At 71.2% G+C, this 15,346-nt stretch carries 15 protein-coding genes; 5 read left to right on the top strand and 10 right to left on the bottom strand.

What is annotated here, in order from left to right; translation table 11 throughout:
* Nucleotides 1–152: 152 nt before the first annotated feature.
* Nucleotides 153–1,694: an RNA-guided endonuclease IscB gene (gene iscB, locus AC5677_RS24030; protein WP_497189993.1), complete on the top strand. Its 1,542-nt coding sequence runs from the start codon at nucleotides 153–155 to the stop codon at nucleotides 1,692–1,694.
* 318 nt (nucleotides 1,695–2,012) lie between these two features.
* A complete protein-coding gene (locus AC5677_RS24025; RefSeq protein WP_497189992.1) occupies nucleotides 2,013–2,519 on the top strand; it encodes an anthrone oxygenase family protein in 507 nt (168 codons plus the stop codon).
* Nucleotides 2,520–2,533: 14 nt separating this feature from the next.
* On the opposite strand, the gene AC5677_RS24020 is transcribed toward AC5677_RS24025, so the two are convergent.
* Nucleotides 2,534–3,100, bottom strand: a complete 567-nt coding sequence (locus AC5677_RS24020) for a carboxymuconolactone decarboxylase family protein (RefSeq protein WP_497189991.1) — start codon at nucleotides 3,098–3,100, stop codon at nucleotides 2,534–2,536.
* Nucleotides 3,101–3,303: 203 nt separating this feature from the next.
* On the opposite strand from AC5677_RS24020, the gene AC5677_RS24015 reads away from it, so the two are divergent.
* Complete coding sequence (locus tag AC5677_RS24015) at nucleotides 3,304–3,537, top strand: DUF5988 family protein (RefSeq protein ID WP_497189990.1); 234 nt, start codon at nucleotides 3,304–3,306, stop codon at nucleotides 3,535–3,537.
* Nucleotides 3,538–3,594: 57 nt separating this feature from the next.
* Here AC5677_RS24015 and AC5677_RS24010 read toward each other — a convergent pair whose 3' ends face one another.
* The 7 genes from AC5677_RS24010 to AC5677_RS23980 all read right to left on the bottom strand — a co-directional run bounded on the left by AC5677_RS24010 (nucleotide 3,595) and on the right by AC5677_RS23980 (nucleotide 11,287).
* Entirely contained in the window at nucleotides 3,595–4,482 is an 888-nt protein-coding gene (locus AC5677_RS24010) for a serine/threonine kinase C-terminal domain-containing protein (RefSeq protein ID WP_497189989.1), read from the bottom strand.
* Nucleotides 4,479–4,853 (bottom strand): hypothetical protein, encoded by a 375-nt coding sequence (locus AC5677_RS24005; protein WP_497189988.1) that lies wholly within the window; start codon nucleotides 4,851–4,853, stop codon nucleotides 4,479–4,481. The genes AC5677_RS24010 and AC5677_RS24005 overlap by 4 nt, the downstream gene beginning before the upstream one ends.
* Nucleotides 4,840–6,729, bottom strand: a complete 1,890-nt coding sequence (locus tag AC5677_RS24000; RefSeq protein ID WP_497189987.1) for an AbeC-like domain-containing protein — start codon at nucleotides 6,727–6,729, stop codon at nucleotides 4,840–4,842. The genes AC5677_RS24005 and AC5677_RS24000 overlap by 14 nt, the downstream gene beginning before the upstream one ends.
* A gap of 162 nt (nucleotides 6,730–6,891) precedes the next feature.
* Nucleotides 6,892–7,881 (bottom strand): malate dehydrogenase, encoded by a 990-nt coding sequence (locus AC5677_RS23995; RefSeq protein ID WP_497189986.1) that lies wholly within the window; start codon nucleotides 7,879–7,881, stop codon nucleotides 6,892–6,894.
* Between the two features lie 734 nt (nucleotides 7,882–8,615).
* The gene (locus AC5677_RS23990; protein ID WP_497189985.1) at nucleotides 8,616–9,833 is read right to left on the bottom strand and encodes an NADP-dependent isocitrate dehydrogenase; all 1,218 of its coding nucleotides are present in this window, start codon (nucleotides 9,831–9,833) and stop codon (nucleotides 8,616–8,618) included.
* Between the two features lie 138 nt (nucleotides 9,834–9,971).
* Entirely contained in the window at nucleotides 9,972–10,400 is a 429-nt protein-coding gene (locus AC5677_RS23985; RefSeq protein WP_497189984.1) for a DUF3017 domain-containing protein, read from the bottom strand.
* A gap of 29 nt (nucleotides 10,401–10,429) precedes the next feature.
* Nucleotides 10,430–11,287, bottom strand: coding sequence for a bifunctional methylenetetrahydrofolate dehydrogenase/methenyltetrahydrofolate cyclohydrolase (locus AC5677_RS23980; protein ID WP_497189983.1), 858 nt, complete (start codon nucleotides 11,285–11,287; stop codon nucleotides 10,430–10,432).
* Between the two features lie 243 nt (nucleotides 11,288–11,530).
* Between AC5677_RS23980 and AC5677_RS23975 the strand changes: the two genes are divergently transcribed.
* Nucleotides 11,531–12,247, top strand: coding sequence for an RDD family protein (locus AC5677_RS23975; RefSeq protein ID WP_497189982.1), 717 nt, complete (start codon nucleotides 11,531–11,533; stop codon nucleotides 12,245–12,247).
* 191 nt (nucleotides 12,248–12,438) lie between these two features.
* Complete coding sequence (locus tag AC5677_RS23970; RefSeq protein WP_497189981.1) at nucleotides 12,439–12,990, top strand: hypothetical protein; 552 nt, start codon at nucleotides 12,439–12,441, stop codon at nucleotides 12,988–12,990.
* A gap of 63 nt (nucleotides 12,991–13,053) precedes the next feature.
* Here AC5677_RS23970 and purH read toward each other — a convergent pair whose 3' ends face one another.
* Nucleotides 13,054–14,619, bottom strand: a complete 1,566-nt coding sequence (purH, locus tag AC5677_RS23965; protein WP_497189980.1) for a bifunctional phosphoribosylaminoimidazolecarboxamide formyltransferase/IMP cyclohydrolase — start codon at nucleotides 14,617–14,619, stop codon at nucleotides 13,054–13,056.
* Nucleotides 14,616–15,272, bottom strand: a complete 657-nt coding sequence (purN, locus tag AC5677_RS23960) for a phosphoribosylglycinamide formyltransferase (RefSeq protein WP_497189979.1) — start codon at nucleotides 15,270–15,272, stop codon at nucleotides 14,616–14,618. The genes purH and purN overlap by 4 nt, the downstream gene beginning before the upstream one ends.
* Nucleotides 15,273–15,346: the final 74 nt, after the last annotated feature.

The raw sequence follows: 15,346 nt of genomic DNA, 5'->3' as shown, positions 1-15,346 counted from the left end.
CGTTAAACCGTGCGGCTGCTCGTACGCGCGTGGCAGCGGGGAGGAGCGGCACGGTCACACGCTCCCCGGCCTGAAGGCCGGGGCTTCTCCTCCGTCGGGGGCTGAGCCCTTGTGTGACCAGCACCAGCCAACACCTTCAAGGAGGTGACCAGTTGGCTACGTTCCATGTACGGCAGAAGACCGACAGCGCTGTGCTTCCTCAGCAGCTCTCCCTCGAATTCGAGTCAGCAGACATCCCCGGGAGCAGGGACGAAACGGGGCTCGAAGGCTGCAAGGCACCGGGCGTGGAACATGTGCGAGAGGAGACCGCCGAAGCTTCACCTGGCAACGGCGGCGTCACCCCCGAGCCCTCCGGGGCCGGGGAGAAGGGACGTGAGTCCCACCCCTATGTATTCGTGCTCGACAAACACGGCCGCCCGTTACAGCCGTGCACGCCCGCCAGGGCACGCACGTTCCTCAAGAAGGGACGCGCTGTTGTCCACCGGCACACGCCGTTCGTCATCCGTCTCAGAGACCGCACCGCCGCCACCTCAGAAGTGGACGGGGTCGAGGCGGGTATCGACCCCGGCTCCAAGCACACAGGCATCGCCATCTTCACCGCGCAGGCCGACGAACGGCGCTGCCGCTACGCAATCCAGCTCAACCACCGCGGGGCCACGATCCGCAAAAAGCTGCAGCAACGCGCCGTCTACCGACGTGGCCGCCGCACACGCAACCTGCGCTACCGGGCCCCTCGGTTCCTCAACCGTCCCCGGCCCGACGGCTGGCTCGCGCCGTCGCTGCGCCATCGAGTGGTCACCACCGTCTCGTGGGTGGACCGGCTCATCCGCTGGGCACCCGTACGGGCGGTCCACGTGGAGCGGGTCGCCTTCGACACCCACGCCATCAGCGCGGGCCGGCCACTGGAGGGTGCCGAGTATCAGCACGGCACCCTCCACGGCACGGAGGCCCGCGAATACCTCCTCGCGAAGTGGGGCCGGTCCTGCGCCTACTGCGGCACCCGTGACGTCCCCCTCAACATCGACCACATTCAACCCCGCTCCCAAGGCGGCTCGGATCGCGTTTCCAACCTCACCCTCGCCTGCATTCCGTGCAACGAACGCAAGTCCAACCGGCCCGTGGAGGACTTCCTGACGGGCAAGCCCAAACTGTTAGCCAAGATCAACGCCCAGGCCAAAGCCCCGCTGCGGGACACCGCCGCAGTGCAGTCCACGCGCTGGGCACTAGCACAGGCACTGGGCAGCCGGCTGCCCACCCACACCGCGTCCGGTGGCCGCACCAAGTGGAACCGCACCCGCAACCGCCTGCGCAAGACCCACACGTTGGACGCCCTGGCCGTAGGGAAACTCCACTCGATAACCGAAACCGTCACCGCTGTACTGATCGCCGGATGCGCGGGACGCGGCACCCACACCCGAACACGCACTGACAAATACGGCTTCCCCCGCCTGCGCATGCCCCGCCAAAAGCAGTTCTTCGGCTATCAGACCGGAGATCTCGCCCGCGCCATCGTCCCCACCGGCAACAAAGCAGGTACGCACACCGGCCGCATCGCCGTCCGCGCCACCGGAAGCTTCAACATCACCACCACTCGCGGAACCCTCCAGGGCGTCCGACACGAGTATTTCCGTCTCCTCCAACGAGCCGACGGCTACTCCTACACCACCCGGCCCGAAGGTGAGATCGCACAGTGACCGGGCTGGAATTCGGCGGACCGGCGAATTACGAGCCCGCCCCGGCGCCCGGCGGGATGGCTCAGTTGTCGGAGAAGCCCTGACTGTGCAGGCCCATCGCGCTGTTCACCCGGGAGCGGAAGTTCTCCACCACCCATCCTCAGGACGGCGACTACAAGATCGACACCACGCTGGCCTACGGCGAGCCGATCGACCTCACCGACACGGTCGTCGGCCTCTCCCTCGCCACCGACGATTTCCCCAAAGACTGACCCGCCCTGCCCCCTTGGCAGTTGACTGACGGCACACCACACCCGTCACACCAAGGGGGACCCTCCGATGTACGACGCCATCCGCACCGCGGCCCTGATAGCCGCCACCCTCACCACGGGGCTCAGCGCCGGCCTCTTCTACGCCTTCGCCTGCGCCGTGATGCCCGGCCTGCGGCGGTCGGACGACCGGACGTTCGTGACCGCGATGCGGCGGATCAATGTGGCCATCCTCAACGGGTGGTTCGCGCTGGGGTTCTTCGGGGCGCTGGTGTTCACGGCGGTGGCCGCCGGTATGCATCTGCGGGCGGACGGGCATGCCGTACTGCCCTGGCTGGTCGCGGCGCTCGCGCTGTATCTGGTCCTGATCGTGACGACCTTCGCGGTGAACGTGCCGCTGAACGACCGGCTGGAGGCGGGGGCCGACGGGCAGCCCGGTCCGGCCGCCGCCCGGGAGCTTTTCGAGGCGCGGTGGGTGCGCTGGAACGTACTGCGCGCGGTCTCCGGTACGGCGGCGCTGGGCTGCCTGGTGTGGGCGCTCGTCCTGCACGGGCAGATCGGCGGCGGCGCCTCGTAGGGCCGTGCGGCGGATCAGGAGCCGACGGCGCGCGGCGGGATGGCGCAGTTGTCGGAGAAGCCCTGGCTGTGCAGGCCCATCGCGCTGTTCACCCGGGAGCGGAAGTTCTCCACCGCCACCATCGCGGTCAGCTCGACGAGGGCGGCGTCGCCCAGATGGCGGCGCAGGCCCTCGGTCAGCTCGTCGGTGACCGTCGGCGGGGTCGCCGTCATGGCCTCGGCGTACTCCATGACCAGCCGTTCCACCTCGGTGAAGGACTCCTCGTGGGCCCGCCAGTCCGGCACCTTGCTGATCTTCTCCAGCGGCAGCCCGAGCTTGTCAGCGTGCCAGTAGCCGAAGTCGATGCACCATGAGCAGCCGATCTGCACCGCCGGGATCATCTCCGCCAGGTGCCTGAGGGTCGGGTCCAGCGCCTTCCACCGGCCCACCTTCGCCTCGAAGGCGAGGTAGGACCGAAGGATCCTGGGGTGGTGCCCGAGCACCAAGGTGGGCTCCATGACCTTGCCGTATGCGCGCCGCGAGTACCACGCGGCCAGCCGCAGCGACAGCGAGCGGGGCGGGGTGAGCGAGATCCGTGCCATGACGGGTGCCTCCTGCGTACGAGGTCGGGGCCGGGGAGCCGGGCGGCGCCCCTGGAGGGGCGTGCCCTCACTCCGTACGACGTGTGGGCGGCGGCGGATGTGACACGGGGCCGCGCGGGGCGAGCCGTACGGCGGACAGCCCGTCACCCTCCCCCGGCGAGCCGCTCCCCTCCGCCGCCATCCCCCGGGAAGACAATTCGGACATGGCGCATGACACGGATGACACGACCGGAACGGCGGGCAAGGCGGTGCTGGAGGGCGGCCCCGATGAGTTCCCGGGGCGCATCGTGGCGATCGATCCCCCGGGCACGTCCGAGCTGAAGATCCCTTTCCTGGCCGGGTACGAGCACTTCCGGGCCACGCCGCGGACGAAGGAGACGGCCGAGGGCACGCTGCCGGTCTACGAGTGGTGGGAGCGCACGGAGCTGCCCGGCTGACCGCGGGGCCCGCCTCCCGGCCGGCGTGCGCTCGTGCGGCCGCACGGACGCGCGCCGTCAGGCCGTAGGGGCGAAGGCTCCCAGCGCGATCCGCAGGGTCTGCTCCTGCCGCGGCCAGTCGGCCTCGGTGCCCCGGACGAGGACGGCGAACTGGCGGCCGTCGGCGGCCGTGAAGGCGCAGTCGGCCACCTTGACGCGCTCCCCCACGTCCTTGCTGTCATAGGCGTAGACCAGCTGGACGGCGTCGGGGGCCGGGGCCGGGACGGCCGGCGGGCCGAGGCTGACCTCCTCGTATCCGGGGTTGGCGGCGGACGTGGACAGCTGCTTCGAGGTGTTCTCCAGCGATTGGCGCGGCGTGCTGCCGGGATCGGCGAGCTGGAAGATCTGCACCAGTCCGCGCTTGTCCGGCGCGGTGTAGAAGACGCCGGTGCTGCGGCTGCTGCGTCGCCAGCCGCTGGGCACCGCGAGGGTGAAGCCCGCTTCGTCGTGGACGAGGCGGTAGCCGTCGGGGAGGTCCGTGGCGGAGGGGGCGGTGGCGGAAGGGGCGGTGGCGGCGGGGTCGGTGGCCGGCCCGGCGCCGGTGGCCGCGGACGCCGAGGCCGTGGTGCGGTGCGGGGCGCGGGCCGCGGCCGGGCCGTCGCCGTGGCCGCCCCACAGCAGATAGCCGCCGCCCGCACCCACCGCGATCACGGCCACCGCCGCACCGGCGACGAGCGCCTGGGTGCGGCGGGCCGGGCCGCCCTCGGGAGCGGCCGGCTCCGGGTCGCCGAGCGGATCGGTGGCCGGGGCGGGGTCCGCGGCGGCGTCCGGCGCGGTGCCCGGCGGCGGTGCGTGCGACGGCCGCGGCGGCATCGGCCCCGTATAGCGGGCGGGCGGTGGAGTGCCGTCCTCCCAGCTCTGGGTCTCGCGGTTCCAGCGGGCCCGGCCCCCGCCCCGCGCCGTCACCCGCCCACCAGGGCGGCGACGGCCTGGCCGACCGCCGTCCCGGAGGCCAGCAGGCCGACGACGGCGCCGGCGTCGGTGAGGGCGGTACGGAGCCGGGCCAGCCGGCCGGGCCCGGCCGCACCGGTGCCGGTGATCTCCGTTTCGGTGTCGGCGAGTTCGGCGCTCAGGGCGTCGATCCCCGGGCTCGGCACCGCACGGGCCAGATCCTGGCGCAGCTCCCGTACGGCGCGCAGCAGTTCCTCCTGCGCCGGGTCCACGGCCGGGGCGCCGACGCCGTCGTTGTGGGTCACGGTGTTGTGGTCGCCGATGGCGAAGGCGCCCCGGACGCTGCCGATGTGGATGCCCTTGCCGTGTCCGTCAGTCGTTGCCACGCTGCTTCCTCCCCTTTGACGCGGAACCCCCCGCGGCGGTGTCGCCGCCGTTGTGGGTGATCGTGTTGTGGTCGCCGATGCCCACGGCGCCCTGCGCGGACTCGACGTAGACGCCGCCCTGGGCGACATGGATGACCCGCTGCTCGAATTCGTCGGTGCGGTAACCGGCCTCCCGCAGCGCCGTGGTCACCCCGGCCGCCACCCGCTGCTGCACGGTCTCCAGATAGCGGGCGACGTCCATGTCCTGGAAGAGCGACGACTCGCCGTAGGAGCCCAGTTCGCGTACGGAGGCGGCGGGGCCCTCGGGCAGCGCGGCGCCGTACCCTCCGGTGGCCAGCCGCCAGGCCGACAACAGGCCCCGCGCCAGCGTGAGGAGGGCCTCCCCGGCGGAGCGGGGGGTGCCGGCCAGCGCCCACACGGCCTTGCCGAAGTGGTGGTGGTGACGGTACTGGTGGGCGATCCGGTCGGCGTCCTGGAAGACCTGCCGCAGCGGCCACAGCACATGCGGCGCGACCTCCAGCATCAGCATCCCGCCCTGGGTGTGCACCCGGACGAAGACCGTGACGACGACGCCTTCCTGCCAGCCGCCGACCCGGATGCGCAGGAAGTGCCGCCGGGTCTCGCCGCCCTCTTCGACCGCTTCGGCCCGGTGCTCCTCGAAGTCCTGCGGTGCGTACGGCGCCGCCGCGCGGGACGGCAGCCCCTCGGCCGGCAGGAAGACGCACTCGTCGATCTCCAGCGCGCGCAGCCGGTCGCGCACCGCGGCCGCCGCCCCCGGCGAACCGTGCGGCGAGGGCACCCGCAGCGCCGCCACCAGGGGCACGATGCGCTCCAGGATGGCGCCGTTGTCCAGCGGTTCGGCCACGCGGTCCGTGCGGGGGTTCAGCTCCACCGACAGCGACCAGGTCTTGTACGGGTAGCCGGAGCCGCAGAAGGGGTTGGCGGCCCGGTACATGACCAACGGCCCGTGCTGCTCGGTCCGTACCCGGTCGCGCAGCCGCCGGAAGCGGACGCCCTCGGAGCGCTCGGCGGGGTCGGACACCACGTCGGGGAAGCGCTGCCGGGACAGTTCGCGCTCCAGCGCGCGGGCGAACTGGCCGCGCTGCAGGGCGCCCAGCACGGCCAGCCCCACCGGCAGCAGCAGCGCGATCCAGAAGGGCAGGACGTCGCCGAGGCCGCTGGTGCCCGAAACGCCGGACGGGGTGGCGGTGTCGACGGCCGCGTACGTCGAGTAGTCCGGCTCGGAGGAGGGCAGGCCCGGCAGATCCGGCAGCAGCCACCGTCCGAGCCCGGGGAGGGCGTCGCCGCCGCTGAACGCCTGCACCACCAGCGCCACCACGAACACCAGCAACGTGCTCCGTGCGTACCAGCGCAGCATGAACGAGCCGAGCACGGCCACCCACGGCGGGAGGAACGACAGCCCGCGGACGAAGCGGGCGAGCGCCATCAGCGCGACGGGGAGGAGATAGAGCGCCGCCAGCCCGGAGGACAGCGGGATGGCCACGATCCACAGGAACAGGGTGGCGGCCGCCCAGCCCAGCTGGAGGCGGCGGGCGCGCAGCGCGTGGGCGAGGATCCGGGCGGCGTCGATACCGGAGGAGGGGGCGGCGAACCGTTCCTCGTGGACGTAGAGCTCGTCGATGACCGCATCGCGGTACGAGTCGTCGAGGTAGGTGCCGGCGCACAGCAGCCGGGTGGCCTCACTGGCACCCGGCGGGGTCGGGGGGAGCGGCGCGGGAGGTTCGGGGCCGGAGGGGCCGGAGGGGCCGGAGGGGCCGGAGGGGCCGGAGGGATCGGACGGGGCGGTGGGCGGTTTGCGTAACCGCCCCTCCTCCTCGGGGTCTCCGGGCTGCGCGGGCACATTCGTCCGGGTCATCGGCCTCCCCACCATTCGCCAACGAGCCACCGCGGCGGCCGTGTTGTGCGGGCGTTGCCGGTCCCGGCCGCAGTGTGGGAGCCGCAGCATAGAGGAGAAGCGACCGAGCCCGCACGGCCATGGGAGGACCGTGCGGGCTCGAATTCGGCAGTGGGTGCCGGCTCAGATGAGGCCGAGACCGCGGACCGCCTCGCGCTCCTCCGCCAGCTCCTTGACGGAGGCGTCGATGCGCTCGCGGGAGAAGTCGTTGATCTCCAGGCCCTGGACGATCTCGTACTTGCCGTCCTTGGTGGTGACGGGGAAGGAGGAGATCAGGCCCTCCGGGACGCCGTAGGAGCCGTCCGAGGGGATACCCATGGAGGTCCAGTCGCCGTCGGCGGTGCCGTTGACCCAGGTGTGGACGTGGTCGATGGCGGCGTTGGCGGCCGAGGCGGCCGAGGACGCGCCACGGGCCTCGATGATCGCCGCGCCGCGCTTGGCGACGGTCGGGATGAAGGTGTCGGCCAGCCAGGCCTGGTCGTTCACGACCTCGGCGGCGTTCTTGCCCGCGACCTCGGCGTGGAAGATGTCCGGGTACTGGGTCGCGGAGTGGTTGCCCCAGATCGTCAGCTTGCGGATCTCGGAGACCGGGGTGCCGGTCTTCTGCGCGAGCTGGGAGATGGCGCGGTTGTGGTCCAGGCGGGTCATCGCGGTGAAGCGCTCGGCCGGTACGTCCGGGGCGGCGGCCTGGGCGATCAGCGCGTTGGTGTTGGCGGGGTTGCCGACGACCAGGACCTTGATGTCGTCCGCGGCGTGGTCGTTGATGGCCTTGCCCTGCGGCTTGAAGATGCCGCCGTTGGCCTCCAGCAGGTCGCCGCGCTCCATGCCCTTGGTACGGGGGCGGGCGCCGACCAGCAGCGCGACGTTCGCGCCGGCGAAGGCCACGTTCGGGTCGTCGGAAATCTCGATGCCCCGGAGCAGCGGGAAGGCGCAGTCGTCGAGCTCCATGGCGGTGCCCTCGGCGGCCTTCAGACCCTGCGGGATCTCCAGCAGGCGCAGCTTGACCGGAACATCCGCACCCAGCAGGTGGCCGGAGGCGATGCGGAAGAGGAGGGCGTAACCGATCTGGCCGGCGGCGCCGGTCACGGTGACATTGACGGGAGTGCGGGTCATGGCGATCTCCTGCGCGACGTTTTCTGGGGGCAAGCCCCCGGACCACCATGGGTGGCGGTGGGTGTCCCTGCCCGGTTATCGAGGTCTCATCGAGGTCTCTTGGTATCGAGAGACCCAGCCGTCAGGCTATCGGACCCCCGGCGGCCGCAAGCGACGGGCCGCTGTGGGACACCTCACCGGGTGTCGCGAACCCGGTACAGGGGCGGCGGTCGCCCGCTCAGGGAGGGGGGACGCGGGCGACCGCCAGGTTGTGCCGCACCCGTGGGGGGGTAATCGTTCGCCTGCCCGGGATCTGCGAGGGCATGCCCCCTTCGTTTCGGCCATCCGAGTGGAAGCGGTGCTTCCCGGCCAGGCGGCGGAACCGGGCGAGGGATCCCCGGCCCCTCCTGACGGCTCCGGTGGGCCGCCGCCCGCGCGCGGGCGCCTGTCCGGAAATCACTCCGACCGGGCGGCTCCGCCGGTGCGAGGGAGCGGTGGGACGGTGCCGGAAATCCCGTCATGGCCGGACATTCGCCAATTACGGGAACTCCACCGGCCGAGGAACATCCGGCGGCAGCGGCGGACGCTCCGTCCGAAAGCCTCTCAACCGATCACCACCGGACGGCAGTTGACCGGCGGGCCGGACCAGGCCGGACCCGACCCAACCGGACCGGACCGGACCGCACCGCACCGCACCGCACCGCACCGCACCGCACCGCACCGCACCGCACCGGATGGAAACGGCCTGGATGACCTCAAACCGCCATCTCTGCCCGCAGGTTGGCATCCACCGCGTCCAGGAACTGTTCCGTCGTCAGCCACGGCCGGTCGGGGCCGATCAGCAGCGCCAGGTCCTTGGTCATCTGGCCGCCCTCCACCGTCTCGATGCAGACCCGCTCCAAGGTCTCGGCGAACCGGGTGACGTCGGGGGTGCCGTCCAGCCTGCCCCGGTGGGCGAGGCCGCGGGTCCAGGCGAAGATCGAGGCGACCGGGTTGGTCGAGGTGGCCTTGCCCTGCTGGTGCCGGCGGTAGTGGCGGGTGACGGTGCCATGGGCGGCCTCGGCCTCGATGGTGCGGCCGTCGGGGGACATCAGGACGGACGTCATCAGGCCGAGCGAGCCGAAGCCCTGGGCGACGACGTCGGACTGGACGTCACCGTCGTAGTTCTTGCAGGCCCACACATAGCCGCCGGCCGACTTGAGGGTCATGGCGACCATGTCGTCGATCAGCCGGTGCTCGTACGTCAGCCCCCGGCCCCGGAAGTCCTCGGCGAACTCCGCGTCGAAGATCTCCTGGAAGAGTTCCTTGAAGCGGCCGTCGTACTTCTTCAGGACGGTGTTCTTCGTGGACAGGTAGACGGGGTAGCCGCGGGCCAGGGCGTAGCGGAACGTGCCGCGGGCGAAGTCCCGGATCGACGCGTCGTGGTTGTACATCGCCAGCGCCACACCGGAGCCGGGGAACGTATGGACCTCCGTCTCGACCGGTTCGGAGCCGTCCTCCGGGGTGAAGGTCATGGTGAGGGTGCCGGGGCCGGGGATCCTCAGGTCGGTGGCGCGGTACTGGTCGCCGAAGGCGTGGCGGCCGACGACGATCGGCCGGGTCCAGCCCCTGACCAGCCGCGGCACATTGGCCATGATGATCGGCTCGCGGAAGATCACTCCGCCAAGGACGTTGCGGATGGTGGCGTTCGGCGAGTGGTACATCGCCTTGAGGTTGAACTCCTCGACCCGCGCCTCGTCGGGGGTGATGGTGGCGCATTTCACGCCCACGCCGTACCGCTGGATGGCGTGGGCGGCATCGAGGGTCACCTGGTCATGGGTCGCATCACGGCGCTCGATGCCCAGGTCGAAGTACTTCAGGTCGATATCGAGGTAGGGGAGGATCAGCTTGCCCTTGATGAAGGACCAGATGATGCGGGTCATCTCGTCGCCGTCCAGCTCGACGACGGGGTTGACTACCTGGATCTTGGCCATGAGGCGGACGTCCCTCTCGCGCTGCGGCCGGCTCGGCGGAATCGACGGACCGTGACGACGTCACGACATTGCGTCATCAAGTTACTCGACGCCGCCGCCGAAGCGCGGAACCCGCCAGGGGCCGCCCGCGGACGGCCCCTAACGCACGGTGAAGTGCACGATGTCGTCCAGGAACGGGATGTGGATCCACGGCTTGGGCTGCACCATCATCGACAGCATCACGATCACGAAGCCGAGCACCCCGTAGGTGAGCAGGTCGGTGAAGCGGGAGCGTACGGCCAGCATCCCCACCGACGGGAGCGCCCAGCGCAGCGCCGCCCCCGCCAGCAGGGACAGGCCGATCACGAGCGTCCCGATGCGGAACGCGTCGACGGCCACCAGCAGCAGTCCGGCCGCGACACCGCCCATGACGGTCAGCAGCGGCCACTGCCGCGCGGGCGCGGGATGGCCGCCCGAGGCGGCCCGTCCGCCGCCCTCCGGCCGGGCGGTGTCCCGGGTCAGCTGCGGAAAGCGGCGCGAGGAGCGCTGCGGCTCGGAAGCCCCTTCGGAATGCGCTTCGGCGGCCATGGAGGGCGGTCCCTTCGGTCGGTTACGGGTCAGCCGGCGGCCGCGCGCTCGGCGGCCTCGACGACATTGACCAGCAGCTGGGCACGGGTCATCGGGCCGACGCCGCCCGGGTTGGGGGCGACCCAGCCGGCCACCTCGGCCACGCCCGGGTGCACATCGCCGACGATCTTGCCGGCCTCGTCGCGGCTGACGCCGACGTCCAGGACGGCCGCGCCCGGCTTGACGTCCTCGGGCTTGATGATGTGCGGCACACCGGCGGCGGCGACGATGATGTCGGCCTGCTTGAGGTGGGCGGACAGGTCGCGGGTGCCGGTGTGGCACTGGGTCACCGTGGCGTTCTCGGACTTGCGGGTGAGCACCAGCGGCATCGGGCGGCCGATCGTGATGCCGCGGCCGACGACCACCACGTCCGCGCCCTTGATCTCGACGCCGTGCCGGCGCAGCAACTGGACGATGCCGTACGGGGTGCAGGGCAGCGGGCCCTCGACGCCCAGCACCAGCTTGCCCAGGCTCACCGGGTGCAGACCGTCGGCGTCCTTGGCCGGGTCCATCAGCTCCAGGACGCGGTTGGTGTCGATGCCCTTGGGGAGCGGGAGTTGGACGATGTAGCCGGTGCACGCCGGGTCCTCGTTGAGCTCCCGGACGACCGCCTCGATCTCTTCCTGGGTGGCCGTCTCCGGCAGCTCACGCTGGATGGAGGCGATGCCGACCTGGGCGCAGTCGCGGTGCTTGCCGTTGACGTACCAGCGGCTGCCGGGGTCGTCGCCGACCAGGAGCGTGCCCAGGCCGGGCTGGACACCCTTGGCCTTCAGCGCCTCAACGCGGACGGTGAGCTCGGATTTGATCGCTGCGGCGGTGGCCTTGCCATCGAGAATCTGGGCAGTCATGACCCCCATCCTCCCGGATGAGGGTGGCCGCGTTCCAATCAGGGCACGCGGGACGCCACCGACCGGAATGGATCATTGCACTTGGACAACGCCTGCAGGCCTTGACTGGACAGAGCCGAGCTGCAACTAGAAGGATTGTCGCTCAGTGCCGCAGGCATTGTCGGGGGTGGGCCAGTAAGACCTGTTTTTCCTCCGAGTCACGCCGCGTCGTCCCCCACTGACCCACACGGAGGAAAACACCAGATGAGCTTCGGCGACCCGAACAACCCCTACGGCCAGCAGCCGCCGCAGGCTCCGTACGGCGCTCCGCAGCAGCCGGGCGTCCCGCCGCAGGGCGGCCAGCCGGGCTACGGCTACCCGCAGCAGCCGGCGCCTCCGCAGCAGCCCTACGGCGCTCCCCAGCAGCCCGGCCAGTACGGCTACCCGCAGCAGCAGGCCGCGCCGGGCTACGGCTACCCGGGTCAGCCGGGCATGCCGGGCATGGGCATGCCGATGGCGTACGCCAGCTGGGGCGCACGCCTGGGCGCGCGCCTCCTCGACGGGCTGATCCTCATGGTCGTTCCGGGGATTCTGTACGGCATCGCGTTCGCCGTGGCGGCGTCGAACGTCAAGACGTGCGACTACAACGACTACTCGTGCCAGGCGGACGCCGGCCCGCCGGTCTTCGCGTTCCTGCTCATGGGGCTGGCCGGTCTGCTGGCGCTCGCCGGCGGCATCTTCCTCATCGCCAAGGAAGGCAGCACGGGTCAGACGCCCGGCAAGAAGGCCATGGGTATCCGGACCGTCCGCGACGGTTCGGGCGCCGTGCCCGGCTTCGGTGTCGCCTTCGGGCGCCAGGCGTGCCACTACTTCCTGGACGGCTTCGCCTGTGGTCTGGGCTTCCTGTGGCCGCTCTGGGACGAGAAGAGCCAGACGTGGGCCGACAAGATCTGCGGCACCGTCGTCGTCCGCGCCCAGTAATCACCGCCGTCCGGCCCGCCGTTGGCCGGACATGACGTCCCCACGCCCCCGAAGGCCCCCTCGCACCGCCGCGACCGGGGCCTTTGCGGTTGCTGTACGGGACATCGTCGGGGCATCGCCGTCCGACCGCCCCCATACTCGCTGGTACCGGTGACGCCGGTATTCGCTCAGACGTCTGAAGGACTTTGCTCGTGAGCTATCCGAATCAGAACCCTTACGGCCCGCCGCCGGGTCAGCAGCCCGGATACGGCTACCCGCAGCAGCCGCCGCAGCCGTCGCCGTACGGGCCCTACCCGGGCGGTGGGATGCCCGGCGTGCCCGTGCTGAACGGGATGCCGGGCGGGGTGAAGGCCGCGCGCGTCATGCTGTATGTGCTGGCCGGCCTGAACTTCATCGGTCTCGCCTTCGCCGTGTGGGGCCTGGGCGCGGTGAGCAAGGCGTCGAAGAACGCCACGTACGCCACCGAGGACGACCTGGCCGCGTTCAGCGTCGGCAAGGGCCTGCTGATCTTCCTGATCGTGGTGATCGTGGCCTGCACGGTGTTCGCGATCACGGTGGCCGCGCAGTTCGGCAAGGGCGGCAAGGGCGTTCGCGTCTGCGCCATCATCTTCGGCGTCGGCACCACGCTGGGCAGCTTCTTCCTCTTCCCGTTCGGCCTGATCCACACCGCCCTCGGGATCATGATCATCGTCTTCACCTCCAAGGACGACGGCGCCGCCTGGTTCAATCGGCCGCGTTACTGACGCCCCGGCACACGGAAGGGCCGCACCCCGCGTTGGGGGTGCGGCCCTTTCGCGTGGCACGGCTCAGTGGAAGAAGTGCCGCGTCCCGGTGAAGTACATCGTCACGCCCGCCTTCTTGGCGGCCTCGACGACGAGTTCGTCGCGGATCGAACCGCCGGGCTGGGCCACGGCCTTGACCCCGGCCTCGGCGAGCACCTCGAAGCCGTCGGGGAAGGGGAAGAAGGCGTCCGAGGCGGCGTAGGAGCCGCGCGCCCGCTCCTCGCCCGCGCGCTGGACGGCCAGCTTCGCCGAGTCCACGCGGTTGACCTGCCCCATGCCGACGCCGACCGTGGCGCCGTCCTTGGCGAGGAGGATGGCGTTGGACTTCACCGCGCGGCTCGCGCGCCAGGCGAAGGCCAGCTCGGCCAGCTCCTCGGCGGACAGCGCCTCGCCCGCGGCCAGCGTCCAGGTGGCCGGGTCGTCGCCCTCGGCCTGGAGGCGGTCGGTGACCTGGAGGAGGGCGCCGCCGTCGATCGGCTTGACCTCGACCGGGTTCGACGGGGCGTCAGGGCAGCGCAGCACGCGGATGTTCTTCTTACGGGCCAGCGCCTCGACCGCGCCGTCCTCGTAGCCGGGGGCCACGATGACCTCGGTGAAGATCTCCGCGACCTGCTCGGCCATCGCCGGCGACACCGGGCGGTTGACGGCGATCACACCGCCGAACGCGGACAGCGGGTCGCACTCATGCGCCTTGCGGTGCGCCTCGGCGACGTCCGCGCCGACCGCGATACCGCAGGGGTTGGCGTGCTTGATGATCGCCACACACGGCTCGGACTGGTCATAGGCGGCCCGGCGGGCGGCCTCGGTGTCCGTGAAGTTGTTGTACGACATCTCCTTGCCGTGCAGCTGCTCGGCGCCGGCGAGGCCGCCCGTGCCGTCGGTGTACAGCGCGGCGGCCTGGTGCGGGTTCTCGCCGTAGCGCAGGACGTTCTGGCGCGCGTAGGTGGCGCCGAGGAACTCGGGGAAGCCGGAGTCGTCGGCGGCGGCGTAGTCGTCCGCGAACCACGAGGCCACGGCCACGTCGTACGCCGCGGTGTGCTGGAACGCCTCGGCGGCCAGCCGCTTGCGGGCGGCGAGGTCGAAGCCGCCGCCGGCGACGGCCGCGAGCACGTCCTCGTACCGCTGCGGATTGACGACGACAGCCACCGACGGGTGGTTCTTGGCGGCGGCGCGGACCATCGAGGGGCCGCCGATGTCGATCTGCTCCACACACTCGTCGGGGGTGGCGCCGGAGGCGACCGTCTCCCGGAACGGGTAGAGGTTGACGATCACCAGGTCGAACGGCTCCACGCCGAGGTCGGCGAGCTGCCGTCGGTGGTCCTCCAGGCGCAGGTCGGCGAGGATCCCGGCGTGCACCTTGGGGTGCAGGGTCTTGACGCGGCCGTCGAGGCACTCCGGGAAGCCCGTCAGCTCCTCGACCTTGGTGACCGGCACCCCGGCAGCGGCGATCTTCCCGGCCGTCGAGCCGGTCGAGACGAGCTGGACGCCCGCCGCGTGCAGCCCCTGCGCCAGCTCCTCCAGCCCGGACTTGTCATAGACGCTGACCAGTGCGCGGCGGATGGGCCGCTGCGAACCTTCGGTGGCGGTCACGAGATACGTACCTTTCGTCCCTCAATGCGGTAGCCGTGCCGGGCCAGACGCCCCACGACCTCGACGAGCAGCGATCGCTCGACTTCCTTGATGCGCTCATGCAGCGCGGATTCGTCGTCCTCGTCCCGGACCTCGACCACGCCCTGCGCAATGATCGGTCCGGTGTCGACGCCGTCGTCGACGAAGTGGACGGTGCAGCCGGTGACCTTCGCGCCGTACGCGAGCGCATCGCGTACGCCATGGGCACCGGGAAAACTCGGCAGCAGCGCCGGGTGGGTATTGAGGATCCGGCCGCCGAAGCGGGCGAGGAATTCCTTCCCGAGGATCTTCATGAAGCCGGCCGAGACGATGAAGTCGGGCGCATGGGCGGCGGTCGCCTCGGTGAGGGCCGCGTCCCAGTCGCTCCGGCTGTCGTAGTCCTTGACGCGACAGATGTAGGTCGGCAGGCCGGCCCGCTCGGCGCGCTCCAGCCCGGCGATGGCGCCCCGGTCGGCGCCGACGGCGACGATCTCGGCCCCGTAGGCGTCCGGGCCCTGCTCGGCGATGGCGTCCAGCAGGGCCTGCAGGTTCGTGCCCGAGCCGGAGACGAGGACGACCAGGCGGGCGGGCCGGGTGGACTGAGTGGGCGGAGTGGGGGCTGGGGAGGAAGCCACGGCGGGGCTCTTTCTCGTTTTCGCGTGGTTTGTGTGGTCGTACAAAGCCGTGGGTACCGCACATACGGGGAACC

This window comes from Streptomyces sp. JLSY215, from assembly GCF_059682825.1.
This window is presented reverse-complemented; position numbering and strand designations above follow the sequence as displayed.

Coding starts and splice junctions, on each gene's coding strand:
- AC5677_RS24025 (WP_497189992.1), top strand. CDS start 2,013: ATGTACGACGCCATCCGCACCGCGGCCCTGATAGCCGCCACCCTCACC.
- AC5677_RS24020 (WP_497189991.1), bottom strand. CDS start 3,100: ATGGCACGGATCTCGCTCACCCCGCCCCGCTCGCTGTCGCTGCGGCTG.
- AC5677_RS24015 (WP_497189990.1), top strand. CDS start 3,304: ATGGCGCATGACACGGATGACACGACCGGAACGGCGGGCAAGGCGGTG.
- AC5677_RS24000 (WP_497189987.1), bottom strand. CDS start 6,729: ATGACCCGGACGAATGTGCCCGCGCAGCCCGGAGACCCCGAGGAGGAG.
- AC5677_RS23995 (WP_497189986.1), bottom strand. CDS start 7,881: ATGACCCGCACTCCCGTCAATGTCACCGTGACCGGCGCCGCCGGCCAG.
- AC5677_RS23990 (WP_497189985.1), bottom strand. CDS start 9,833: ATGGCCAAGATCCAGGTAGTCAACCCCGTCGTCGAGCTGGACGGCGAC.
- AC5677_RS23985 (WP_497189984.1), bottom strand. CDS start 10,400: ATGGCCGCCGAAGCGCATTCCGAAGGGGCTTCCGAGCCGCAGCGCTCC.
- AC5677_RS23980 (WP_497189983.1), bottom strand. CDS start 11,287: ATGACTGCCCAGATTCTCGATGGCAAGGCCACCGCCGCAGCGATCAAA.
- AC5677_RS23975 (WP_497189982.1), top strand. CDS start 11,531: ATGAGCTTCGGCGACCCGAACAACCCCTACGGCCAGCAGCCGCCGCAG.